The 21,391-nt window shown below is 66.2% G+C and carries 23 protein-coding genes and 1 riboswitch; of the genes, 9 read left to right on the top strand and 14 right to left on the bottom strand.

What is annotated here, in order from left to right:
- Positions 1-64: 64 nt before the first annotated feature.
- Positions 65-2,356, bottom strand: coding sequence for a helicase-associated domain-containing protein (locus CH291_RS03790; protein ID WP_068283349.1), 2,292 nt, complete (start codon positions 2,354-2,356; stop codon positions 65-67).
- Between the two features lie 61 nt (positions 2,357-2,417).
- On the opposite strand from CH291_RS03790, the gene CH291_RS03785 reads away from it, so the two are divergent.
- Complete coding sequence (locus CH291_RS03785) at positions 2,418-2,606, top strand: hypothetical protein (protein WP_008719333.1); 189 nt, start codon at positions 2,418-2,420, stop codon at positions 2,604-2,606.
- Between the two features lie 80 nt (positions 2,607-2,686).
- Here CH291_RS03785 and CH291_RS03780 read toward each other — a convergent pair whose 3' ends face one another.
- The 3 genes from CH291_RS03780 to CH291_RS03770 form a co-directional block, all read right to left on the bottom strand.
- Entirely contained in the window at positions 2,687-3,298 is a 612-nt protein-coding gene (locus CH291_RS03780; RefSeq protein ID WP_068047889.1) for a resuscitation-promoting factor Rpf1 domain-containing protein, read from the bottom strand.
- A gap of 8 nt (positions 3,299-3,306) precedes the next feature.
- A riboswitch (cyclic di-AMP (ydaO/yuaA leader) is annotated at positions 3,307-3,508 on the bottom strand.
- A gap of 276 nt (positions 3,509-3,784) precedes the next feature.
- Positions 3,785-4,159, bottom strand: coding sequence for a YccF domain-containing protein (locus CH291_RS03775; protein ID WP_037187421.1), 375 nt, complete (start codon positions 4,157-4,159; stop codon positions 3,785-3,787).
- Between the two features lie 2 nt (positions 4,160-4,161).
- Complete coding sequence (locus CH291_RS03770) at positions 4,162-4,380, bottom strand: hypothetical protein (protein ID WP_082898830.1); 219 nt, start codon at positions 4,378-4,380, stop codon at positions 4,162-4,164.
- 198 nt (positions 4,381-4,578) lie between these two features.
- Here CH291_RS03770 and CH291_RS03765 point away from each other — a divergent pair, with 198 nt between their 5' ends.
- Complete coding sequence (locus tag CH291_RS03765; protein ID WP_008719325.1) at positions 4,579-4,995, top strand: cold-shock protein; 417 nt, start codon at positions 4,579-4,581, stop codon at positions 4,993-4,995.
- A gap of 13 nt (positions 4,996-5,008) precedes the next feature.
- Here CH291_RS03765 and CH291_RS03760 read toward each other — a convergent pair whose 3' ends face one another.
- From CH291_RS03760 to CH291_RS03750, 3 genes are read right to left on the bottom strand one after another with little or no spacing between them, the layout of a single operon-like run.
- Positions 5,009-5,521 (bottom strand): DUF2771 domain-containing protein, encoded by a 513-nt coding sequence (locus CH291_RS03760; RefSeq protein ID WP_068047880.1) that lies wholly within the window; start codon positions 5,519-5,521, stop codon positions 5,009-5,011.
- Positions 5,518-7,251, bottom strand: coding sequence for an MFS transporter (locus CH291_RS03755; protein WP_179276435.1), 1,734 nt, complete (start codon positions 7,249-7,251; stop codon positions 5,518-5,520). The genes CH291_RS03760 and CH291_RS03755 overlap by 4 nt, the downstream gene beginning before the upstream one ends.
- 4 nt (positions 7,252-7,255) lie before the next feature.
- On the bottom strand, positions 7,256-8,086 hold the full coding sequence (locus CH291_RS03750) for a glutaminyl-peptide cyclotransferase (RefSeq protein ID WP_373455104.1): 831 nt from the start codon (positions 8,084-8,086) through the stop codon (positions 7,256-7,258).
- A gap of 41 nt (positions 8,087-8,127) precedes the next feature.
- Between CH291_RS03750 and CH291_RS03745 the strand changes: the two genes are divergently transcribed.
- The 3 genes from CH291_RS03745 to CH291_RS03735 all read left to right on the top strand — a co-directional run bounded on the left by CH291_RS03745 (position 8,128) and on the right by CH291_RS03735 (position 12,387).
- Positions 8,128-9,120, top strand: coding sequence for a DUF3027 domain-containing protein (locus CH291_RS03745; RefSeq protein WP_094639377.1), 993 nt, complete (start codon positions 8,128-8,130; stop codon positions 9,118-9,120).
- 101 nt (positions 9,121-9,221) lie between these two features.
- Positions 9,222-11,846 carry a sacsin N-terminal ATP-binding-like domain-containing protein gene (locus CH291_RS03740; RefSeq protein ID WP_373455103.1) on the top strand — a complete coding sequence of 875 codons (2,625 nt, stop codon included), beginning with the start codon at positions 9,222-9,224 and terminating at the stop codon, positions 11,844-11,846.
- Positions 11,836-12,387 (top strand): phosphatase PAP2 family protein, encoded by a 552-nt coding sequence (locus CH291_RS03735; RefSeq protein ID WP_179272258.1) that lies wholly within the window; start codon positions 11,836-11,838, stop codon positions 12,385-12,387. The genes CH291_RS03740 and CH291_RS03735 overlap by 11 nt, the downstream gene beginning before the upstream one ends.
- Here the strand turns inward: CH291_RS03735 and CH291_RS26665 are convergent.
- Together CH291_RS26665 and CH291_RS03730 are read right to left on the bottom strand one after the other, a co-directional pair.
- Entirely contained in the window at positions 12,356-12,499 is a 144-nt protein-coding gene (locus tag CH291_RS26665) for a hypothetical protein (protein ID WP_156516107.1), read from the bottom strand. The two genes, CH291_RS03735 and CH291_RS26665, sit on opposite strands and share 32 nt — an antisense overlap.
- Before the next feature lie 141 nt (positions 12,500-12,640).
- Positions 12,641-12,880, bottom strand: a complete 240-nt coding sequence (locus CH291_RS03730; RefSeq protein WP_094639379.1) for a DUF2530 domain-containing protein — start codon at positions 12,878-12,880, stop codon at positions 12,641-12,643.
- Positions 12,881-12,964: 84 nt separating this feature from the next.
- Between CH291_RS03730 and CH291_RS03725 the strand changes: the two genes are divergently transcribed.
- From CH291_RS03725 to CH291_RS03715, 3 genes are read left to right on the top strand one after another with little or no spacing between them, the layout of a single operon-like run.
- A complete protein-coding gene (locus CH291_RS03725; RefSeq protein WP_068047858.1) occupies positions 12,965-14,416 on the top strand; it encodes an NCS2 family permease in 1,452 nt (483 codons plus the stop codon).
- Between the two features lie 52 nt (positions 14,417-14,468).
- The gene (locus CH291_RS03720; protein ID WP_037188786.1) at positions 14,469-14,897 is read left to right on the top strand and encodes a MarR family winged helix-turn-helix transcriptional regulator; all 429 of its coding nucleotides are present in this window, start codon (positions 14,469-14,471) and stop codon (positions 14,895-14,897) included.
- Positions 14,898-14,954: 57 nt separating this feature from the next.
- A complete protein-coding gene (locus CH291_RS03715; RefSeq protein ID WP_094686743.1) occupies positions 14,955-16,226 on the top strand; it encodes an MFS transporter in 1,272 nt (423 codons plus the stop codon).
- Positions 16,227-16,233: 7 nt separating this feature from the next.
- Here CH291_RS03715 and CH291_RS03710 read toward each other — a convergent pair whose 3' ends face one another.
- Genes CH291_RS03710 through CH291_RS03690 form a run of 5 tightly spaced genes read right to left on the bottom strand, consistent with a single transcriptional unit; the run spans position 16,234 to position 19,940 of the window.
- Positions 16,234-16,839: a response regulator transcription factor gene (locus CH291_RS03710; RefSeq protein ID WP_094639381.1), complete on the bottom strand. Its 606-nt coding sequence runs from the start codon at positions 16,837-16,839 to the stop codon at positions 16,234-16,236.
- Positions 16,836-17,972: a sensor histidine kinase gene (locus tag CH291_RS03705; protein WP_094639382.1), complete on the bottom strand. Its 1,137-nt coding sequence runs from the start codon at positions 17,970-17,972 to the stop codon at positions 16,836-16,838. Before CH291_RS03705 ends, CH291_RS03710 begins: the two co-directional genes overlap by 4 nt.
- Positions 17,973-18,010: 38 nt before the next feature.
- Positions 18,011-18,784 carry an ABC transporter permease gene (locus CH291_RS03700; RefSeq protein ID WP_068047845.1) on the bottom strand — a complete coding sequence of 258 codons (774 nt, stop codon included), beginning with the start codon at positions 18,782-18,784 and terminating at the stop codon, positions 18,011-18,013.
- The gene (locus tag CH291_RS03695) at positions 18,781-19,716 is read right to left on the bottom strand and encodes an ABC transporter ATP-binding protein (protein ID WP_094639383.1); all 936 of its coding nucleotides are present in this window, start codon (positions 19,714-19,716) and stop codon (positions 18,781-18,783) included. Before CH291_RS03695 ends, CH291_RS03700 begins: the two co-directional genes overlap by 4 nt.
- On the bottom strand, positions 19,713-19,940 hold the full coding sequence (locus tag CH291_RS03690) for a hypothetical protein (protein ID WP_176460371.1): 228 nt from the start codon (positions 19,938-19,940) through the stop codon (positions 19,713-19,715). Before CH291_RS03690 ends, CH291_RS03695 begins: the two co-directional genes overlap by 4 nt.
- Before the next feature lie 143 nt (positions 19,941-20,083).
- Here CH291_RS03690 and CH291_RS03685 point away from each other — a divergent pair, with 143 nt between their 5' ends.
- Positions 20,084-21,391 carry an MFS transporter gene (locus CH291_RS03685; protein WP_179276434.1) on the top strand — a complete coding sequence of 436 codons (1,308 nt, stop codon included), beginning with the start codon at positions 20,084-20,086 and terminating at the stop codon, positions 21,389-21,391.

Genomic DNA, 21,391 nt, shown 5'->3' with positions numbered 1-21,391 from the left:
CGCCCGAAAGAGCGCAACTTCTCCATTGTCCACAGGTAGGGGCGTGCGTGCACGTGAGCCCGGTCTACTCGACCAATGCGACCGAGGTGATCCGGTGCAGGGTGAAGCGCCGAACCCCACCGGTGGCGGGGTCGAACGCGTCGAGTTGGCCACCGCCGATGCTGATCGGATCGACGATGCGATGGGTCGCCACGCCCTGGGCGTCGACGTAGCCGATGCTCACGCTCCGTTTGACCTTCGCCGCGGTCTGCAGGAGCGTCATCGTCGCGGTGCTGCTGGCCCGAGACCCGTCGGCGCGCACCACGGCGCCGCCGTTGCCTGCCGCTCTGTCGGCAGCGCGCATCCCGCGCACCAACGAACCCAGCTGTTCCTCGGTGGGGACGGCCGGAGTGCGGAACGCCTGGCGTGGCCGCCGCGCCGACACCCTCGACCCGCGGGCACGCAGATCGACGATGGTGCCGGACGAGTCCTCGCCCGCAGGCGCGAATCCTGCTCCGCTCAGGACCGTCAGTACTTCGGCGAGCGGGGCCTGTGAGATCGCGACGGTCGGAGCCAGCGCTCGCAGGGCCAACGATTCGGCTGCCGGGGATGCCATCACCTCGGCCAGCAGTGCCGGGTCCTCGCACCTGACGAACGACGCGGCGACGCCTGCGCGCAGGCGGCCGTGCCGACGAGCCACGTCGTCGATCAGGTAGGTCAGAGCCTGCGGCACCGGCGTTCTCGAGTGGGTGGCGAACAACGCGTGCAGCTCGGAGGCGGTCAGTCCCACATCGAGAGCGCGGCGCAGGCTGGTGTCGCTGATCCGGTACATCGTGGCTGCGCCCGCGGATTCCACGTCGGCGACCAGTTCGATTCGATCCTGCAGGTCCGGCTCGAGCGGGCCGGGCGCCACCAACGTGAGGTCGGCTTGCACCAGGACGTAGTCGATGGGCTCGGGCAGGGCAGCACGCATGTCTGCCTCGGCATTGCCGTCGTGCAGCAGGGAGCGGCCCGGGGTCGAGATCGCCCCGCGAGCGACGATGCCGAGAGCGGTCGCTTCGGCGAGAACATGTCCGACGGGTGTGACGCCGAAGCGCCCGGACCACCGGGGTCGACGCCAGGCCAGGGTGCGCGCGAGGTCGGCGGGCTGCGCTGCGTGTCCACTGCCGAGTTCTGCGAGCAATTCCAGGATCATGCGTCGATCCCGCGGTGCGGCCGGAGAGCGGACTTCCTCGGACAGGGCGGCGATGGGTTTGTCGTTGGGGTCACGCATTCCGATGACCCAGGGTGCCCGCGGAACTTCGAGCCAGGCCGAGGCCAGGGTGTGCCAGCGCGCTGCCGGGGCGGCGGTGAGCCAGGCCTCGACCGCCGGTGTCGGGGCCCAGTAGTCGTCGCCGTTGTCGGACGCAGGAACCGGGTCCGGTGTTCCGCTCGAGATGAGGTGGGCGGCGGCCAGCAACTCGACGAGAACGCTCACTCGATCGTCGTCGAGGCCGGTGGCCTTGGTGATCTTGCGGAGCTCGCGCACTCCCAGTCCGCCCGCCTTGAGGGCGGGTGCAGGCGAAGCGGACAGTGCCTCGATCACCGCGACGCAGTGCCGACCCAGCTCCAGTGCCTCTCCTGCGGCAGCGGCGTCGACGTCGGCGAGCGAATACGAGCTGGTGTCGAGTTTGGGTTCGGCGAGCGAGCGCGGGTCCGACATCGGTTCGCCGCGCAGGATCTGGCCCACTTGGACGGGCAGCTCGACGGTTTGTTCGTCCAACCAGATCAGCAGACCTGCGGCGAGCAGCTTCTGGACGGGTCGGTCCGGCGGCGTGCCCGGTGCGGCGTCGCGGGTGCGGCCGGTGGGGGACGATCTGGCGAGGGTATCGAGGAGGCCGCGTTCGCCGTCACCGAGTTCGGCCAGGGCCGCGGTGATGTGGGCCTCGGTGAGGTTGTCCACCGGGTCGAGTGCGCGACCGATGCGCCACGGCACCGCGTCCGCCGCTGCGGCGCTGATGCGGAAGCCTGCTGCATCGCCCCACACCAGCAGGCGTTCGCGCAGCTGGGACAGTGCCTTGTCCACGCTCTTGGCCGGTGCGCGTTTGGCGACCACGGCCAGCAGCGCGGCGCGGGTGACGGGCCGCTCGTACGCCTCTTCGATGGCGAGGATCTCGAGGACCGTCAGAGCGAGGGTGTCGAGGGTGTCCGCGGTGTGCAGGATCGATCGGCGCTGCTCGGCCCGTCCGGCCAGTACGGCAAGGGATGCGGGCGGCGGCGCGGTCAGATCCGGACGCAGCGACATGGCCCTGATCAGCTCGGCGTCGCTGCGAGCTGCGATCCATCGAGGCAGATCCGGGGGCGTATCGGTGTGTCGGTGCGCAGTCGTGTCGGTCATCGTCTATCAGATTAGAGACCTGGGCTGGTGCTTGCCGCAGGGCAGGTGTCAAAATAGGCGCATGGTGAACAAGTCGAAGAAGCCCTATGTCGATCCAGGCTGGCCGGAAACCGCTCGCGGTGACCACGCGGTGACCGAACTCTCGTCCGCTCGCTCGGGTGGCTTGTCACCCTTCGGCGAGGACACCGAGTTCCCGCTGCCCGTCGAAGACCTTCCGTACGCCCATCCGGTGACCGTGGTCAATCGCTAGCCGCGGCCCTCGAGCACGAAAGAAGCCCCCGACAATCCGTCGGGGGCTTCTTTCGTACGAGCTGAACCGTCTCCGGGCGCTTACTGGGGCAGGAATGCCTTGTTGGCCTGGTAGAAGTTGACGATCTGAGGATCGAGCTGGATGCCCTGAGCCGCGTTCTGCACGAACGAGGCGATCTGCGGATCGTTGGTGAGGTTCTGGACGGCGGTGACGATGCCCTCGACGACCTCGGCCGAGTTGTCGACTGCCGGGATGGACGTCAGATCGGGCAACGCGGGAGCTTCCGGTGCCTTGGGGGTGACCGGAACACTGCGCTCGGTGGGCGCGCTGTTCAGGCCGAGGCTCGAGGAGCAGGACGGCCATGCGCCCCAGCCCTGCGAGTCGAGGACCTTCTCTGCGACTGCGATCTGCTCTTCACGGCTGGCCTGGTTGGCCGTGGCCGCGTACTGCTGGCCGCCGTGCGCGTTCCAGGTGCTGGGGGAGAACTGCAACCCACCCTGGTAGCCGTTGCCGGTGTTGATGCCCCAGTTGCCGCCGGCTTCACACTGTGCGAGGCGGTCCCAGTCGGAATCCGGTGCCGCGTTCGCGGTGCCGGTGAAGGCGATGCTTGCGGTGCCCATGATGGCTCCGGTGACTGCGACCTTTGCGACGGTCTTGCCAGTGGTGCTCGGCTTGCGATGACGTCCGCTCATACGAGTTGAAATCCTCTCCACACGCGCCTGCGAGGTCAGCTGTCGGGTTCGGGCTGAGAGGTAGCCCGGCCGTCTCACACACTCCTGCGAGTGGGCAATTGGGCTTCACCCCAAGGGAAGTCGGCGCGACTTCGTGAGTCGCTACAACTTCCCGGTTGTCCGTGGAGGGACGTGGGTCCCCCGTCCTCGTCCCCTGGGTGATCGTCGAGGGTGTTCCGGTTCCCGCGGGACGAGGTTTGGCGCTGCGGGCCGGAATTCGGCCGAACTTTCCGGCCGCTGCTGACCGTACTGAAATTCCCGCCTTACGTCACTATTTGGTAACTGTCGATTTCGGAGCGTCGCCGAGAGCACATTTTGTACCTCTTTCGGGTCGCTCGAGTCGGCCCAGCTAGTGGACGTGCCGGGCATTGAACCCCTGTCCGTTGCCTGTCCGTTACCGGAGCGTGATGTGATGGAAGTCACATCGACGGCAACCGGTTCCGGAGGTCACCGAACGGCAACGATGTCCTTGCCGAGGGGCATCAGGGATACGGGGATCATCTTCAGGTTCGCGATCGCCAACGGGATGCCGATGATGGTGATCGCCATCGCGACGGCGGTGACCACGTGAGTCAGGGCCAGCCACCAACCGGCCAGAATCAGCCACAGCACGTTTCCGACGAGCGCACCGGATCCGGACCCCGGCTTGTCGACGATCGTCGATCCGAACGGCCACAGCGCGTAGACGCCGATGCGGAACGACGCGATGCCGAACGGAATGGTCACGATCAGGATGCACAGCAGCAGTCCGGCGAGGAAGTAGCCCAGTGCCAGCCACAGGCCGCCGAAGACCAGCCAGATGACGTTCAGTATCAACCGCATGGTCAGCGCGCCCTTCGTCCGGATGCCAGCGCGTAGCCCAGCGCCAGCACGAAGCCGGTCGGCGCGGAGAACATGGCCGTCAGATAGAGCCCGAGTGGGGGCTTCGCGTCGGAGAAGATCGGAAACATCAGGATCGCGACGATGGCGACGAGGCCGATCGCGAACAGGGCCAGCGCGATGCGCAGCAGAGCGGTGCTGCTCTTACGGGTCGTTGTGTCCACATCGACCACGGTAGTGCGAATCGCGACGCTGTGAAGAGCGCCGTGCGGTGAACAACTCGAATGCTCTATCCGGGCTCACCGCGCTAGACTGGTGTATTCGCGTCCTACGTCCTCGTGGGGCGCGAAACTTGTGCGGGCCGAACATCGGTCCCACGGACAACGCAACTGTCACAGCAAACAGATGAACGGGTGAGCTCAGTGCCGACCGGCAAGGTGAAGTGGTACGACGTCGACAAGGGATTCGGATTCCTCTCGCAGGAGGAAGGCGAGGACGTCTACGTGCGTTCCTCGGCGCTGCCCGAGGGCGTCGAGGGCCTCAAAGCCGGTCAGCGAGTCGAGTTCGGGATGGCCGCAGGCCGTCGCGGACCGCAGGCGTTGAGCCTGAAGGTGCTCGAGCCGGCACCGTCGGTGCGTCAGAACACCGGCAGCACCCGCCGCGAACCCGTCGAGCGCAAGCACACTCCCGACGAGCTGCACGGGATGGTCGAGGACATGATCACTCTGCTCGAAGCGACGGTGCAGCCCGAGCTCCGGAAGGGCAAGTACCCGGACCGCAAGATCGCGCAACGCATCTCCGAGGTGGTCCGGGCCGTCGCCCGCGAGCTCGACAGCTGATCTCGGGAACGACCTACGGCAGCGTGCCGATCGACCAGATGGCGTGGCTGACGAAGCCCTCCTGATTGGTGTCGGTGTCGATGATGCCGGTGGGCAGACGCACTTCGATCCCGAGCAGGGTTCGGCCGCTGTCGTCCGTGGTGGGCACCGTGACGCTGAGCCTGGTTCCCGGTTCGTTGAACGCGCTGTCCTCCACGACGTTTCCGCTGTCGTCGCCGTAGACCAGGGCGAGCACCCACGGAGCCGAGTAGACGGCCTCGGGAAGCGAGAGCTGCACCGTCGGAGCCTTGCCGACCTGGATTTCGGTGGTTTCTCCGACGTTGGTGCACAGTGGGTCGCTGACGGCGCAGTACAGGTACGGCTCCACGTCGACGGCTCGGCCGTTGGCGTAGGCGGAGACGGTCGGTTCCTTCTCCGGCGCGTTCCCGATCAGCAGCGCGAGTACCGCGACGAAGGCAACGGCGACGACGAGTAGACCTGCGGCGACCAGGGCCGCGATCTTCTTGGTGCGGGGAGCGAGATTCACTTGGTCACGTTTTCGCCGAAGGAACCGTCGGACACTTCTTGTTCGACGTGGTCGGGGCGGTTGCCGCCGAAGCCGGGCAGAAGTGATCTGCCGCGGTAGGTGAGGAATGTCTGCACGAGCCCGATCGTAAGCAAAACCGAGACCACGGTGAAACCGAGCCAGTACTCGGTGGGGAGCAGCACGCCGAGCGTGCCGCCCAGGACCCAGCACAGCTGCATGACGGTTTCCGATCGGCCGAATCCCGACGCGATCGATTCCGGCGGCAGATCGGCCTGCAGGGACGCGTCGAGGGAGACCTTGGCGAGTGCACTGGCGCTCGACGCGACGAGCGCTGCCACCGCTGCGGTGAGCAGGCTGTCGGTGACCGCGGCGACGACGGCCACGACCGTGACTGCGAGGGTGCAGCGAAGAACCACCAGGGACGGCCGGCCGAGCTTGATCCTGGCTCCGAGCGCGTTGCCGGAGAAGTTGCCGAGACCGGCGGCGGCTCCGACGAGTCCGAGCATCGCGGCCTGCTGAAGCGGCTCGTGTTCGGTACGGGATTTGGCGACGAACGCGATGTAGAGCGTCAGGAAGCCGGTGAGAATCCGGATGGTGCCGTTGCCCCAGAGCCCGACGATGACCGCCCGGCCCAAGGGTTGTCTGCGGTTCTTGGTGGTGCCCGACGCCGGGGGCGACGGGGGCGTGCGGCGGATGTTCTCGGTGGGAGCCCCGCTTCCGGCGTAATCGCGATCACCGTGCTGGTCGGCGTGGTAACTCAAGGTTGCGGGCACTTCACCCTCGGTGATCTCCACCCAGGACGGAATGCGCATGCTCAGGTAGGCACCGAGCACGGTGATCGCGGCGACGAACCACAGGGCGCCCGGCGAACCCGCGACGAACGCGATGCCGCCGGCGACCGCCCCGGCCGCGATGGTGCCGCCGAGCAGACCGAACACCGTCAGACGTGAGTTGACGCGGACCAGGTCGATCTCCGGCGGCAGTACCCGCGGCGTCACCGCGCTCTTGAGCACCGCGAACGACTTGCTCAGGACGAGCATGCCGAGCGCGGCCGGATACAACACCCAGCTGTCGAAGTTGAACACCAGCACCACCGCCAACACGGTGCGCAACCCGAAGGACATGGCGAGTGCGATGCGTCGGCCCTGCTGCAATCGGTCCAGCAGCGGACCGATGAGCGGGGCGATCAACGCGAACGGCGCGATGGTGATGACGAGATACAGCGCGACCTTGGTCTTGTCCTCACCGGTGGCGGCAGAGAAGAAGAGTGTGTTGGCCAGGGCGATCGCCAAGGCGGCATCCGATGCGAAGTTCGCCATGGTCGCGTAGGTGAGTGCCGTCAGACCGGATTTGTCGGCACCGTCGGCCTTCGCGGCTCGCTGGAACGATGCGATTCCCTTGCCGGTCAGCTCGCGTCCACGCATGGCGGCGACGCGGGTGACGGTCAGCTTCTTGGGCATCGGCGGCGGCTTGCGTGCGCCGGCCTTGCCGCGTGCCGCGGTGATCTGTTCGGTACGCGGCGGGTGCAACGGCGGCAACGGCTCGCGGCGGCTGGGAACATGGGCGGTCACAGGAGTTGCGGCCGGGTAGTTGGCCAGACCGGGGTGCTCGAGCGGGGCAGGAGCGGAGCCTGCGGAGTGACCGTTCGAGTCAGGAGCGGAGCCTGCGGGGTGAACCTTTTCGGGGTCGTCCGCACCCGGTGGGGTGTGGGGGAGACGTGGATCGTTCACGGTGTCAATTCTGTCCTACCGGCGCGGTATCGGTGAATTGCACCTCGAAGATCGTGGGCCAGTATTTGCCGGTCACGAGAAACCGGTCGGTGCCGGGGATCTGTGCGATGCCGTTGAACACGTCGGCACCCCCTCGTTGGGAGGCCGACATCGAATCCCACAGTGGGGTGCCGTCGATGACGGCCGTCACCGCGCCGGTCTCGGGGTCGATGCGCATGATGTCGAACGTCTGCCACACGTTGGCGTACACCGATCCGTCGTCGGCGCATTCGAGTTCGTTGAGGCGCTCCACCGGATTGCCGTCGAGTGTGACGTTCACGGTGCCCTCGGCCTCGAACGACGTGGGGTCGCGGAAGGTGAGGGTAGACGAGCCGTCGCTCATGACGAGGCGGTTGTCCGGCGTCTGCGTGCACAGCCCCCAGCCTTCGCCCTCGTAGTTCACTCGGCGTCGTTCTGTCAGAGTGTCCCGGTCTCGGGCGATCGCGACACCGTCCTGCCAGGTGATCTGCCACAGCGTGTCGCCGTCGACGGTGATGCCTTCGCCGAACAGGTCGGACGGCAGATCCACGCGATCGAGTTCGGTCATGGTCTCGAGCGACGTCCGCCTGACGAACGACGAGCCTTCCAATCCGGTGCCCTCGTAGAGCACGTCGCCGTCGATCTCGAAGCCCTGAGTGAAGGCGTCGTCACCGCGGTCGTATTCGCGCAGGATCTCGGTGGTCAGTGTCGGAACCGAGTCGGACGTCACCGGGGTCGGCTGCGTCGTCGACGAACAGGCGGACACGGCCAGCAGCGAGGCCACGAGGGCAGCGTAGGTGCGAGCACGGACGGTCATTGCACCCATGATGGCAGCCCGAACTGGGCGTCACCGAGTCGATGCGGCAAACTGAATGTGTGAGTTTCGTATCTTCTCCAGAGCTCGATTCCATCCGCCCCGTCTTGGCCGATGCCGTGGACCTCGCGCGGCAGGCTCTGCTCGACCTGGGAGAGGGCGGTATCGGCGAGTACCTCGGAGTCACCGCCGAAGACGCCAGTGCGGCCACGCACCGGTTCGCCAGCGATCTCGAGGGGTACCGCGGATGGCAGTGGGCCGTCGTGGTCGCCGCCCCGGAGGACGCGGATCACGCCACGGTCAGTGAGCTGGTTCTGCTCCCGGGCCCCGACGCTCTCGTGGCACCGACCTGGGTGCCCTGGGACGAGCGCATCCGTCCCGGCGACCTGGGACCCGGCGATCTGCTGTCTCCGCGCCAGGACGATCCCCGGCTCGTACCCGGGTACGTCGAATCCGGCGACCCCGCCATCGACGAGGTGGCGGGCGAGATCGGCCTCGGCCGAAGCAAGGTCATCAGCCTCGAAGGACGCCTCGACGCCGCCCAGCGTTGGCACGACGGCGACTTCGGGCCCGATACCGAGATGGCCAAGGCTGCGCCGTCGACCTGCGGGCTGTGTGGCTTCTACCTCCCCATCGCCGGGTCCATGTCCGCCGCATTCGGGGTGTGCGGCAACGAATTCGCGGCCGACGGACACGTGGTGCACGCCGAGTACGGCTGCGGAGCGCATTCGGACACCGAACTTCCCACCGGAGCCGGATCGCCGCAATTCGAGCCGTACGACGACGCGGCACTCGACGTCATCGCCTCGCCGGTCGCCCCGGTCGAGCCTGCTGCTGTTGCCGAGACGACCGACGGCATCGAGAAGGCCGACACGGACGAGGCTGCCCCGGAAGCGTCGGTGCCTCCACGAGAGGCTGCCTCCGAAGAGCCGGCTGACGAGGTCGTTGCGGTCGACGAGGCCGAACCCGTCGCCGACGATGCGTTGACTACCACCGATCGTGCTGCGCAGGAAGAAGCTTCGGCATCTCCGAGCTGATCGATCCGTTCGACACCGAGTCGCTGCGGGAGTCGATTCTCGCGGCGTGGGGCTCTTCTCCCACCAGGCTTCGGGAGGATTCGGCGTCCGAGTTCGATCTGGTGCGCGGGGGTTACCGCGATCGTCTGTTGACCGAGCTGGCGCAGAACGCGGCGGACGCCGCGCAGCGCGCCGGCGTCCCGGGTCGGCTGGCCGTGTGGACCGATGAGTTCGGTGCTCTGCATGTCGCCAATACCGGTGCAGCGCTCGATGTCTCGGGCGTGCACGCCCTCACGGCGCTGCGGGCCTCGGCCAAGGGCTCGACGGACCCGGGCGTCGGGCAGTTCGGGGTCGGGTTCACCGCAGTGCGTTCGGTGTCCGACGAGATCGAGCTGCGTTCCCGTGGCGGCGGCGTGGCGTTCAGTGCACGGCGCACGCTCGAGGCGCTGGCCGGGCGAGGCATGCCCTTGCCTGACACCGGAGTGCCGGTGCTGCGGCTCGCATGGCCTGTCGCAGATTCGCCGGCCGACGGCTTCGACACCGAGATCGTGTTGACATTGCGAGCCGATGTGGCGGCGGATTCTTTTGCGTCAGGATTTGTGGACGAGTCCGTCGACCTGCTGCTCGAACTGGAGGCGTTGAACTCCATCGAGATCGACGGCGTCGTGATCGACTGCAGCAGAATCGAATTGGACGACCACTCCTCCGAGGTCACGATCGGCGCGCGAACCTGGCGGCAGTTCACCACCCCGGCCGCCCGCTGGCTCGCTCCGGTCGTCGACGGTCTGCCCGTTCCCTCTCCGCCCGATGTGTTGCGCGCTCCGACGCGCTCGGACGAGCTGATCTCGTTGCCCGCGTTGGTCATTGCCGATGTACCGATGCAACCCGATCGGCGACGCGTGTTGCCGGGTGTCTCGTTCGACGCGGTAGCGCACGGGTACGTGGACTTCGTGGCCTCGCTGCCTGCCGCATCCAGGGTGTCGTTCGTGCCCGAGGTCGGATTCGCTCGCAGCGAGGTCGACGGTGCGCTGCGTGAACTCGTGTTTCGTCGATTGTCCTGCGCACCATGGCTTCCCGGTGTCGACGGACGCGATCTGGTGCCCGAGCGGGCGAACGTCGTCGCCGACGCCACCGAGGAACTCACCGAGGTACTGACAGGTGTCGTACCCGATCTGGTCGACGCATCACTGTCGGGTGCACGGCATGCGTCGGCGCTCGCGGCAGTGGGTGTGCACCGGATCGGGTTGGCGAGGCTGGCGGAGATGGTCGGTGGGTCCGATCGCGAGCCGAGTTGGTGGCGGCGACTGTTCGACGCGTTGACCCCACTCGTGGTCGACGGTGTGGCTGCGGAAGAGCTTGCAGCGCTGCCTGTTCCGCTCGCGGACGGTCGCACGGTGACCGGTCCGCGGACGACGGTGATCGGCTCCGACGCCTCGGCTGCGGTCACCTGGGTCAGGTTGGTGCACCCGGAAGCGGTGAGTCCGCTGCTGTCGCGTCTGGGTGCCCGCGAGTCGACTGCGACCGAGCTGCTCACCGACCCGGCGCTCGAGGCTGCGCTGGACGATCTCGACTGGGACGAGAGCGAGGAGGTCGACGGTCTGGTCTCGGCCGTGCTCGCGCTGGCGGCAGAGGCGAGCGAACTACCCGGTTGGCTCGGCGGTCTGCCCCTCGAAGACGACGAGGGTGAATTGCGCAGCGCCGACGAATTGTTGCTTCCCGGAGCGCCGTTGGCGGATCTGCTGATACGGGATTCGCCGTTCGGTGTGCTCGCGCCTGCGGTGGTGGCCAGGTTCGGTGAGCGGGCGCTGCGAGCAGTGGGCGTCGGGTGGGGGTTCTCGGTGGTGCGTGACGAACTGCCGACCGGGCCGGATCACGATCTCGACGACGAGTCGGCATGGTGGTCGGGGCTGTCCGAGGAGCCGGAAACACTCTTGGCGGTTCGCGATCTCGACCTCGTTCGATCGGACGGCTGGTCCGAGGCTCTGACCGTACTGTTGGACGACCCGAGCACCCGTGCGGCACTGGCCGATCGGGACGGCTACACCGCGTGGTGGATCGGACGCCATGCGCGAGTGCATGGTTCGCGTCCGATTGCGTTTCGGGCACCGTCGGACGAGACGTTCGCCGGGTTGCTCGATCCGCTGGATCATCCGCGTGCCGACGAACTGAAGGCGGTGCTCAGCGCGTCGATCTGCGACAGCGCCGATACTGCTCGCGTGCTGCTGGCAGCGCTGTCGGATCCACAGCGGAGTCCGACCCCTGCGGTGATCGCGCGAACCCACACGCTCATCGCCACCGCTGTGGTGGAGCGGCGCATCGAGGTCTCGGACATCGATCCCCCGGATCGTGTCCGCACGCTCGGCGGCGCAGTCGTGGACGCGTCGGATGCGCTGGTGATCGACGCCCCGTGGCTGGCGAGCGTGGTACCACCGGAGGTCGCCGTGCTCTCGGACATGGCTACCGCTGCGGCACTGGCCGACGTTCTCGACATCAGGTCGGCGTCGGAGGCGATCAGCGGAGAAGTGCTGGGAGTGGGACGGGTCAGCTCCTGGGATCGTGAACCCGGAGCCGTATCGGCCTGTGCGGTCATGGGATTGCCGCTGCCGTCCGGCGGGGTGGTGGTGCATCGCGAACTCGTGGTGCGGCTGTCCGGTGACGTGAGCGGCGAGCGGACACTCCCGTGGTGGGTGACCGCCGACGGAACGGTCCATTGCACGGAGAGTTGGGAGCGACCTCGTGGGGTTTGACGGTGTGATCCTGGACTGGATGGTCGGGCATCGGGTCGGGTGGGTCACGACGATGTTCTGGATCATCACCACGCTCGGCAACACGGTGTCGATGTTTCTGCTGTCCGCGGTGGGCGTCGTTGCATTGCTTCGCGTCGGACGCAGATCGGATGCCGTCGTGATCGCAGGCGCGATGCTGACCGGATGGGGTCTGATGAATGCGCTGAAGTTCGCGTTCGCGCGGGAGCGTCCACCGCTTCCGGAGCGGCTGGTCGACATTGCGAGCCATTCGTTTCCGTCGGGCCACGCGATGATGTCGATGGTGCTTGCCACGGTGGCGATCGCGGTGATGCTGCGATCGTCCACTCCGTGGCTGCATCGGCCGGTACTGCTCGTGTTTCCCGTGCTCGCGTCCCTGCTGATCGGATTCTCTCGGATCTACTTGGGTGCGCACTGGACCACGGACGTGCTGGCAGGCTGGGTGTTCGGTGCCCTGTGGGGGCTGGGTTGGATCTATGCCGTCAGGCTGATCAGCGCGAGAAATCCGAGCGCTGTGCGATGACGAGCAGCTCGTCGCGCATGGCCGGGCTGGAGACAGCGTTGGCGCGTGCGTAGAGGGCGCGGAGCGAGCGGACGTGGTTGCGGCGAGTGCGGTACTGAGAGACGAGCTTCATGGCCTGGCTTTCGTGGATCAAGAGGTTGTTTTTTTCTGACATAACCCATGGTCCACGTTAACTTTGTGTTACTCAACCGGTCGAGGGGTTAGTTTGCCCACGTCAGAGGCCTGTGGTGACCGGGCTAACGTGATTCTGATCTCAATCGAGGCCGCGTTGGGCGGTTTTGCTCCCGCGACGTGACGCCGCTCTCTGCATCAGGAAGATTCCGAACCCTACGGCACCGACTGCGATGCCGCACCAACACGTGGCCAGTGCGTCGCCGCCCCCACCTCCGATGGCGGTGAACACCACCAACGCGAGTATCCAGCCGAGGATGCCGATCGCCAACACAGGTACCGGATCGGTGAGGCTGCGCGGAATCTGGGGGAGGTCGGCCACGAAATTCAAGTTACGCCACTGCCGCGTGTCTCGGCTGCGCCGTTGCGGTTACCCAAGTGCTTCGGTGTGCTTTATCGTTCGCTCATGCAACTGTCGTCGCGGCTACTCGACAACTACTTCAAGATCACCGAACGAGGCTCGACGGTCGGATCCGAGGTCCGAGGAGGAGTGGTCACCTTCGTGGCCATGGCCTACATCGTGGTCCTCAATCCGCTGATCCTGGGCAGCTTCTCCGCCGACGACGCGGCCGCCAAGACCGACGTGCTCGGCAACATCCTGCCGGTCGCCCAGGTCGCCGCCGTGACAGCGCTGGTGGCCGGATTCATGAGCATCGCGTTCGGCATCATCGCCAACTATCCCTTCGGCATCGCAGCAGGCCTGGGTATCAACACACTGCTCGCCGTGACGATCGCACCGCAGGTGACGTGGCCCGAGGCGATGGGGCTGGTCGTGATCGACGGCATCATCATCGTGCTCCTGGCCGTCACCGGATTCCGCACCGCGGTGTTCAATGCGATCCCGGCCGAGCTCAAGGCAGCGATCGCCGCAGGCATCGGCGCGTTCATCGCCTTCATCGGACTGGTCGACTCCGGCTTCGTGCGCCGCATCCCCGACGCCGCGGGCACGACGGTTCCCGTCGGGCTCGGCATCGACGGGTCCATCGCGTCGTGGCCGACGGTGATCTTCGTGTTCGGGTTGTTGCTGATGGGTGTGCTGGTGGTGCGCAAGGTGCGCGGCGGTCTGCTGATCGGCATCGTGGTGACGACGGTGCTGGCGGCGATCGTCGAGGCCGTCACCGACGTGGGTCCGTCGAACGGCGTCGACCCCAAGGGCTGGAACCTGTCGGTTCCGCAGCTGCCCACCGAGTTGATTCAGTCTCCCGATCTGTCGTTGGTGGGCAACGTCGATCTGTTCGGAGCGTTCACGCGCATCGGCGTGCTCGCCGCCAGCCTGCTGGTGTTCACGCTGGTGCTCGCGAACTTCTTCGACGCGATGGGCACGATGACCGGTTTGGGCAAGGAAGCGAAACTGGACAAGGACGGGAAATTGCCGAACATCGGCAAGGCCCTGGTCGTCGAGGGGGCCGGAGCCATCGTCGGTGGCGGTGCGTCGGCGTCGTCGAACACCGTGTTCGTCGAATCGGCTTCCGGGATCGCCGAGGGCGCGCGTACCGGACTGGCCAACGTCGTCACCGGATTGCTCTTTCTGTTGGCCATGTTCTTCACCCCTCTCACGGCCGTCGTTCCGATCGAAGCGGCCGCTCCGGCACTGGTCGTTGTGGGTGCGCTGATGATCGGACAGGTCCTCGACATCGACTTCCGGCGCTTCGATTACGCGTTGCCCGCCTTCCTGACCATCGTGGTGATGCCCTTCACCTACTCCATCGCCAACGGGATCGGCGTCGGTTTCATCACCTGGGTGATACTCGCGGTCGGCTCCGGTCGGGCGAAGTCGGTGCATCCCCTGTTGTGGATCGTGGCGTTGCTGTTCGTCGCATATTTCGCCGTCGGACCCATCACCGAGGCGGTTACATGATGCGAGGTCGGTACCAGGGCGTATTCTCTGCGCTGTGACGTCGGGAAATGTTGTGAAGGACAATCGGGAATTGGCAAGCGACCTGTCGCTTGCGGTGGTGAGGCTGACTCGCCACCTTCGGGGTAGGCGAGTGGACTCGCAAGTCTCGCTCACTCAGCTGTCGGCTCTGGCCACGCTGAGTCGGGAGGGTGACATGACGCCGGGTGCATTGGCCGCGCGAGAGAAGGTGCAGCCGCCGTCGATGACGCGGGTGATCGCGTCGTTGGCCGAACTCGGTCTGGTGGCGCGCACCCCACATCCCACCGACGGGCGGCAGGTGATCGTCTCGCTGTCACCGGCCGGGCGAGAGCTGATCGCCGACGAGGCCAGCGCCCGCGAAGCGTGGATGACCGCGCAACTCGCAGGCCTCGGACCCGAGCAGCTCGACACACTCCGTGACGCGGTGACGATCATCGGGGCCCTCGTGAGCGACTCCGAGTAGTTACCTAGGTTTATTATCTGAACGGTGGCCCCTGTTTCCCGTTCCTCCGGCTCGACGATGTTCGCCGCCCTGAAGACTCACAACTACCGATTGTGGGCGTCGGGGCAGATCGTCTCGCTGGTCGGCACGTGGATGCAGCGGGTGGCCCAGGACTGGCTCGTTCTGACGCTGTCCGGCGGCAACGGCTTCGCCGTCGGCATCGTCATGGCCCTGCAGTTCGGGCCGACACTGTTCCTCTCGGTCTGGGGTGGGGTCCTGGCAGACCGATACGACAAGCGCAAGCTCCTGATGATCACCCAGGTGTTCGCCGCGGTCTGCGGTCTGGTGCTCGGTGTGCTCGACGTCGGGGGGATGGTCGAGCTGTGGCACGTGTACGTCATCGCGTTCATCCTCGGCTGCTCGTCCGCCATCGACGCTCCGGTGCGGCAATCCTTCACCATCGAGATGGTCGGCAAAGAGACCCTCGCCAATGCGATCGCGTTGAACTCGATGACGTTCAACATGGCGCGCATCGTCGGGCCTGCCGTGTCCGGAGTGCTCATCACCCTCGTCGGCACCGGCTGGGTGTTCCTCATCAATGCCGTGTCGTTCGCGGCGGTGTTCGGTGCCCTCGTGGCGATGAACGTCGGTCAACTCTTCCGCGTCGAACCTGCCCCACGCGCCAAAGGGCAGGTGCGGGAGGGATTTCGCTACGTCTGGGGGCGCGGTGACCTACGAGTACTGCTGGCCACGGTCTTCATGGTCTCGACGTTCGGCCTCAACTTCCCGCTGAGTCTGTCGGTGTTGGCGCGCAACACGTTCGGTAGCGGAGCGGACGCCTACGGACTGCTCTCGACGACGCTGGCGGTCGGCACGTTGGCCGGAGCGACTCTGGCTGCACGGCGGGCGAGCGCACCGCGGCTGCGTCTTTTCATCGGTGCCGTCATCGCATTCGGAGCTTTCGAGTTGATCGTCGGGTTGATGCCCAACTACTTGCTCGTCGCGCTTCTGCTGATACCCACCGGCGCCCTGACTTTGACGTTCACGACGTCGGCGATGAACATTCTGCAGATGTCGGTGCCGTCCGACATGCGCGGACGCGTGATGGGCATCTACATGCTGTGCTTCCTCGGCGGCACTCCGCTGGGCAGTCCGGTTCTCGGTTGGCTCGCCGACGCCTTGGATCCGCGGGCACCGTTGCTCTTCGGCGGGGCCATCTCTCTGGCGACCGGCCTCTTCGCGGCGGTGTATCTACTGCGGCACAACAATTTGCGGATCACCGTGGTACGGCCCGCGGACGGTCATTGGCTCCCCACCCTCGATACTGTCGCCGTGAGCACGAAAGTGTGACGGTGATTCAGATCCAGCCGTGGCGTCGAGCGAGAGCGCAGGCCTCGTGCCGGTTCGCTGCCCCCAGTTTCGCAGCGGCAGCGGACAGGTAGTTGCGGGTGGTGCCGGGCGAAAGATGAGCCCGCCGTGCGATCTCCGCGATCGACGCGCCGTCCGCGGCGAACTCGAGCACATCGGCCTCGCGTGGTGTGAGCGGAGAGTCTCCGGCTCCGATGGCTTCCGCGGCCAGCGTGGGGTCGACGTAGCGACCGCCGCCGTGGACGGTGCGCACCACCTCGGCCAGCGTGGCAGCCGACGTGGTCTTGGGGAGGAACCCGCGTACGCCCGCTTCGAGCGCCTTCTTCAGGTAGCCCGGCCGACCGTGGCTGGTGACGATGATCGACGCACAGGCGGGCAGCGTCTCGGCGATCTTCTGGGCCGTCTCGATGCCGTCGATCCCGCCCATCTGCAGGTCGAGCACGGCCACATCGGGGGCGAGAGAGGCTGCGACGGTCAACGCCTTCTCGCCGGAGTCGGCCTGCCCGACGATTTCGATGTCGTCCTCCAGATCGAGCATGGTCGCCAGAGCGGTTCGGATCAGATTCTCGTCGTCGGCCAGTAGTACTCGAATCATGGTGTGGTCCTCGGCTTCTGGGGCGATGTCGGTAACGTCGCAGTGAGGGTGAATTCCTCGCTCGTCTTCTCCGTGTTCAGCGCTCCTCCGACGGCGACCAATCGTTCGCGCAACCCGCTCAGGCCGGTGCCGTCGTCGCGCTCGGACGATGCACCGGGACGATCGTTGATCAGGCGAATGCTGTTGTCGGTCAGCTCGATTCGACAATAAGTGGCGGACGAGTGGCGCAGAATGTTCGTCACGCCCTCACGGACCACCCAGGCGGCCGCCTCGGCCGCGCGCTCGGACAGAACCGAGGTCTCACCGACCAGTTCGGTGGAAATACCTGCGGCCGACAGCAGGGATCGAGCCCCGTCGAGTTCCGACGCCACATCGACCGATCGGTAGCCGCGAACCAGCTTTCGAGCGTCGGCCATGGATTCCTGGGCCAGGATGCGAACCTCGTCCATCTGGCCCGCCGCTCGATCGTCACCCCGGCGAGCCAGCGTTGCGGCGAGTTCGCTCTTGACCGCTATTGCGGAGAGCGCACGTCCGACAACGTCGTGCAGATCTCGAGAGAAGCGCAGACGTTCCTCGGCAACCGAGAGCGCGGCAGCAGCGTCGCGAGTGGCATCGAGTTCGGTGACGATGCGCAGCAGCCATGCCGACAGTTGCACCGTGAAGGCCATGAAGGCGATGAAGATGCCGAGGATCACGGTGTCCACCGCCGGTGTTCCCAGAGCCGCCGCGAGCAGAGCAGCGGCCACAGCCGCCGCGAGGGACCAACGCAACGGAATCAGGGTCGCGACCGCTGTGGTGACGAGTACGGCGGCCCAGATTGCGTTGCTCGTGGTCCCTCCGGCTACCAGCACCACGGCGGCGACCGCCGCGATTGCCAACGGGATTCGTGGGTCGGCCGTCGACTCGCCGCCGAGTGCGGGGGTGCGCTGCACAACCACGAAAGTGGCGGCCGCACACACGGCTGCTGCCGCCATCGACCGATAGTCGTCGTACTGCAGAGATGTCAGCATCGCACCGACGGCGACACCGACGGAGATCAGCAGGAACGACTGGCGGGTGTAGACGCGCACCTTGTCCACTGCACTGCTGTCGTTCCAGCCGTGCAGTGGATTGAGGTACTGGTGCAGCTTCATGATCCCCAGCCTTGCAGACGGTCGACGAATGACGCGATCTAGGACCGCGGTTCCCAACGGAAGTGCGTGCGGGCGATCAGGAGACTGCCGACGATCCAGGCGAGCATCACCAGCAGCGGCATTCCGGCTTCGGTGAAGGTGGCGGCGAACCCGGCCGACGCGTCGCCCGGGCTTGTGGTGCCGAACCAGCCGAGGTTCAACAGGTCCGAGACTGCGGCCATCGGGGTCAGCTCTATCACCCTGCCGAACGAGTCCGGGAGGGCGTCACGAAGCAGTGAGGAGCCGGCCATGGCGACCAGGATCACCGGCAAGCTGGTGATCTGCGCCGCCTCTGCATTGCGGGTGAACGCCGACGTGATCAGGGCCAGGGCGGCGAACAGCGCAGCACCGCCGAACAGGGCGGCCACGACCAGTAGCGCGTTGGTGGGAACGGGTCCGCCGAAGGCCAGCACCACTGCTCCGACGATCAGTCCGAGGACCACGGTGAGTATCAGCGAGGGGATGGCCGGTCCGAGCAGGATCTGCACATCCGAACTCTCTCCGGTGCGAAGTCGTTTGAGTACCAACTCGTCTCGGCGCGTGGCGTAGACCGAGAGCATGTTGTAGTAGACCATGAACACCAGCAGGAACAGAGCGAAGATCTCCAGTGCGGCTCCGACGCCTGCGTCGGTCAATCCGTCGTCGCTGCGGCTACCCACGATCAGCAGGGCGATGGGGAAGATCAACGGCATGACGATCGCGTTGAACAGCAGTACTCGGTTGCGTCCGAGCAGTGTGAACTCTGCTCGTGACAGTGCGGTCATCGTGCTCATGCGCTCATCACTTTCGTGTGTGTCGATTCGGGATTGTCGAATTCGTCTGCGATGGAGAGGAATACGGTCTCGAGCGATGCCGCCCGGGCGTCGAGTCCGTGCAGGGTCACCCCGTTGGTGCGGGCCCACACCAACAAGTCGGTGAGCGTGTCCTGTACCGAGGACGTCCGGATCGAGACGGTGTCTCCCGAGACGTCCATGTCGGTACCCGGCAGTGACGGCAACGCCGTGCCCGGGGCCTTCAGTTCGATCTTCGCCGGATGGTCGGCGACCACCTCGTCGACCGTTCCGCTGCGAACGACTGCGCCGCGGTGCATGATCGCCAGCCGGTCGCACAGCGACTCGGCCTCGTCCAGGTAGTGCGTCGTCAGCATGATCGTCACGCCGGAGTTCTTCAGCTCCTGGATCAGATGCCATGTGTTGCGGCGACTTTCGGGATCGAGTCCGGTGGTCGGTTCGTCCAGGAACAGCACTCGTGGGCGGCTGATGATGGCGCACGCCAGATCCAGCCTGCGCTGCTCTCCGCCGGAGAGAAACTTGACCCGGGTATCGGCGCGGTCGGCCAGGTCGACGCGCCCCAGCACCTCGTCCGTCGGCAGCGGATTGCTGCACGTGCCCGCCCACATGCGCAGGCTCTCCGCGGTGGTCAGATCCTGGGGCAGGCCGCCCTTCTGCAGCATGATGCCCAGCGACGGTCGGACCTTGCGGCGGTCGGACACCGGATCCATTCCCAGAATCCGCACAGTGCCCTCGCTCGGCCGTGAAAGTCCCTGAATCACTTCGAGAGTGGACGTCTTGCCGGCACCGTTGGTACCCAGTAGGCCGAACAGTTCGCCCTCTGCGACCTTCAGATCGAGCGCCTTCACGGCCTCGAAAGCGTTCTTGCCCGAACCGTAGCGGCGAGTCATGCCACTGACTTCGATGATGGTCATGATTGCTTCTCCCAGTGGCGGAGTCCGATGACGAACCGCACGCCCATGAAGGCGACGATGACGCCGAGAGCGACGAACGCCGGGAGCGACGTACCGACGATTGCGAACAGCACCGCGACAATCGCGATGCTGATGACGATGACGACGATCTCACGTGCCATCGTCGGAGCCGGCCCGAGCTCCATCAGATCGGTGAACAGGTTTCCTTCGTCTGGTTGCTTCATGACTACGAGTCTGCTGGGCCGGGATCACCGAAAACAGTGCAGCGCATCATCATCTGCAGTGACACCGTCACGGTCCGGCCATGACAAAAGTCATGTGCTCTCGACAGCGCCCGGTATGCCGGGAGTTCGGGTATTTTCAGCACGTGAATCGCACCGAGCCGGTGAGCCCCGACCGTCGTACGCAGGTACGCGTCATTCTGGCGGGTTCGGTACCGAACCTGGTGCAGTGGTTCAACCTGTACCTCTATGCGACGTTCGCGCCGTACTTTCGGACCGAGTTCTTCGATCCGGCTTCGACCAATTCACTCGTGTACGTCTACGGACTCTTCGCATTGACCTTCGTCGTGCGCCCGCTCGGTTCGTGGCTGTTCGGCAGGCTCGCGGACGTGCGAGGCCGACAGTTCGCGCTCGTCGCTGCGGTCACGCTCATGTCGGCCGGATCGGTCGCTCTGGCACTGACTCCCACCGTCCACGCGATCGGGGCCTGGGCCGCGGTGATCCTCGCCGTCGTGAGCATCGTCCAGGGCATCGCAACCGGCGGCGAATATGCCGCGGCGACGGTGCTGCTCTCCGAATCGGGCACGCGAGGGCATCGCGGATTCTTCGCCTCGTTCCAGGCCGCGACCATCGTCGGCGGCCTCGTGCTCGCGCAGGCATGTCTGCTTGTTCTCCTCGCGAGCACGGACCGCGCGGCAATCTCCGAATGGGGCTTTCGCCTCGCCTTCGCCGCGGGAGGCGCGGCAGGCGTCGCCTCGTTGTGGTGGGCTCGCGGACTCGATCGTGCGCCCCGTGAAGCGGGAGCACCACGAGCGGACCGTGACGCCACGATGAAGGCGCTGTGTCGCGATCACTGGCGTCCGCTCGTCTGGGTGTTCTTGTTGACCGCAGGCGGGAGTGCCGCGTTCTACACCTACACCGTCACGGTCCCCTCAGTCGTTCGCGAGACGTTCTTCGCAGCGGACGGTGCCAGAGGAGAGCTCGTTGCGACCGGTCTCGTGTTCGCTGCTTTCGTGGTGTTGATGGTGCTGCAGCCGGTCGGCGGTGCACTGAGCGACCGCATCGGAAGAAAGCCGCTGCTCGTCGCATTCGGAGCACTGGGGATACCGGCGACCGGAGCGCTGGTGCTGGCCACCACCCGGGTGACGTCCCCGCCGGCGGTCTTCGTCATCCTGGTGTGCGCGTTTGTCGTCCTCACGTGCTACCTGTCGGTGAACGGCATCGCCAAGGCCGAAGTGTTCCCAGCGCACATTCGTGCGCTGGGCGTCGGCTTCGGTTACGCCGTGGCGAACTCCCTCTTCGGAGGTACGGCACCGCTGATCTATCACGCCACCAGCGGTGGCGGCAGTGTCGAGTTCATCGCCTACGTGACGGTGCTGCTTTCGGTGACCCTGGGCGCGGCGCTCTGGATGCACGGCGGCTCGGCCACCGCACTCGATGCGCCGAACAGGTAG

The organism is Rhodococcus sp. 14-1411-2a (assembly GCF_002259485.1).
GTDB lineage: Bacteria > Actinomycetota > Actinomycetes > Mycobacteriales > Mycobacteriaceae > Rhodococcoides.
Note: the sequence above shows the minus strand (reverse complement) of the source record. Positions and strands in the feature narration are given on the sequence as shown.

What these genes read in the sequence shown, in the direction of transcription:
- CH291_RS03790 (WP_068283349.1), bottom strand. Translation starts at nt 2,356, where the DNA reads ATGACCGACACGACTGCGCACCGACACACCGATACGCCCCCGGATCTG.
- CH291_RS03785 (WP_008719333.1), top strand. Translation starts at nt 2,418, where the DNA reads ATGGTGAACAAGTCGAAGAAGCCCTATGTCGATCCAGGCTGGCCGGAA.
- CH291_RS03780 (WP_068047889.1), bottom strand. Translation starts at nt 3,298, where the DNA reads ATGAGCGGACGTCATCGCAAGCCGAGCACCACTGGCAAGACCGTCGCA.
- CH291_RS03775 (WP_037187421.1), bottom strand. Translation starts at nt 4,159, where the DNA reads ATGCGGTTGATACTGAACGTCATCTGGCTGGTCTTCGGCGGCCTGTGG.
- CH291_RS03750 (WP_373455104.1), bottom strand. Translation starts at nt 8,086, where the DNA reads ATGACCGTCCGTGCTCGCACCTACGCTGCCCTCGTGGCCTCGCTGCTG.
- CH291_RS03745 (WP_094639377.1), top strand. Translation starts at nt 8,128, where the DNA reads ATGCGGCAAACTGAATGTGTGAGTTTCGTATCTTCTCCAGAGCTCGAT.
- CH291_RS26665 (WP_156516107.1), bottom strand. Translation starts at nt 12,499, where the DNA reads ATGAAGCTCGTCTCTCAGTACCGCACTCGCCGCAACCACGTCCGCTCG.
- CH291_RS03725 (WP_068047858.1), top strand. Translation starts at nt 12,965, where the DNA reads ATGCAACTGTCGTCGCGGCTACTCGACAACTACTTCAAGATCACCGAA.
- CH291_RS03715 (WP_094686743.1), top strand. Translation starts at nt 14,955, where the DNA reads ATGTTCGCCGCCCTGAAGACTCACAACTACCGATTGTGGGCGTCGGGG.
- CH291_RS03710 (WP_094639381.1), bottom strand. Translation starts at nt 16,839, where the DNA reads ATGATTCGAGTACTACTGGCCGACGACGAGAATCTGATCCGAACCGCT.
- CH291_RS03705 (WP_094639382.1), bottom strand. Translation starts at nt 17,972, where the DNA reads ATGAAGCTGCACCAGTACCTCAATCCACTGCACGGCTGGAACGACAGC.
- CH291_RS03700 (WP_068047845.1), bottom strand. Translation starts at nt 18,784, where the DNA reads ATGAGCACGATGACCGCACTGTCACGAGCAGAGTTCACACTGCTCGGA.
- CH291_RS03695 (WP_094639383.1), bottom strand. Translation starts at nt 19,716, where the DNA reads ATGACCATCATCGAAGTCAGTGGCATGACTCGCCGCTACGGTTCGGGC.
- CH291_RS03690 (WP_176460371.1), bottom strand. Translation starts at nt 19,940, where the DNA reads ATGAAGCAACCAGACGAAGGAAACCTGTTCACCGATCTGATGGAGCTC.